Below are 1,104 nucleotides of genomic sequence, written 5' to 3'. Positions count from 1 at the left end.
CGCTGCTGGCGCGCTTCGGCGTGGCGCGGCTCGAAGACAACGTGAAGGGCTGCACGCTCGGCGTGCGCGAGATCGATCCGCACGTGGAGGTGTTCCGCAGCTTCGGCGGCGCGGTGGAGCGCGCGCAGGGCTCGCTGCTCGTGCGCTGCGCCGGGCCGCTGCACGCCACCCACCACTGGCTCGACTACGCCTCGGTCACCACCACCGAGAACTTCGTGCTGTGCGCGGCCTCGGCCAGCGGCGTGTCGACGCTCAACAACGCCGCGTCGGAGCCGCACGTGCAGGAGTTCTGCCGCTTCATGTCCATGCTGGGCGTGCGCATCGACGGCATCGGCACCTCGCGCCTCACGGTGCACGGCGGCGCGGCGCTGGGCGGTGGCGAGTTCCGCTTCGACGAGGACTTCCACGAGATCACCACCTTCCTGGCCCTCGGGGCCATCACGGGCGGCGACGTGGTGGTGCGCAACAGCGCGCCGGAGAACTTCCCGCTGATCGACCGCACCTTCGCCAAGTTCGGCGTGCGCATCGAGCATGCGGACGGCTGGTCGCGCGCGCACCGCGAGGGGCCGCTCACCGTGCAGACGCCCTTCACCAGCAACGTGCTGACCAAGGTGGAGGCCGCGCCCTGGCCCTACTTTCCCGTGGACCTGCTGCCCATCTTCATCGCGCTGGGCGTGCGGGCGCAGGGCAACGCGATGTTCTGGAACAAGGTGTACGACGGGGCGCTGGGCTGGACGGGCGAGCTGTCGAAGTTCGGCGCGCACGTGTTCTCGTCCGATCCGCACCGCATCGTGACCTTCGGCGGCAATGCGCTCACGCCCGCCGTGGTGGAGAGCCCCTACATCATCCGCGTGGCCATCGCCCTGTTCATGGTGGCCGCCAGCATCGACGGGCGCTCGGAGATCCGCAACGCCACGCCCATCCGGCGCGCGCACCCGCGCTTCGTGGAGAACCTGCGCAGCCTGGGCGTGCAGGTGGAGTGGACGAGCGAGGAGTGACCGCGCCCAGGCGCCCTCTGCGCCTGGGTGGGGGCGGTCAGGGCGCGAGCAGATCGTAGGCGGCGCGCACGCGCTGCAGGTCGCGGCCCAGGCGCCGGCTCGGCGG

General features: G+C 71.5%; 1 protein-coding gene. It reads left to right on the top strand.

Going from position 1 to position 1,104, the window contains the following annotated elements; translation table 11 throughout:
* On the top strand, positions 1–998 hold a 998-nt coding region (locus AC27KI_RS25535), incomplete at its 5' end, for a UDP-N-acetylglucosamine 1-carboxyvinyltransferase (protein WP_487116600.1).
* Positions 999–1,104 lie beyond the last annotated feature (106 nt).

Source organism: Acidovorax sp. KPB24-03 (assembly GCF_057546605.1).
Note: the sequence above shows the minus strand (reverse complement) of the source record. Positions and strands in the feature narration are given on the sequence as shown.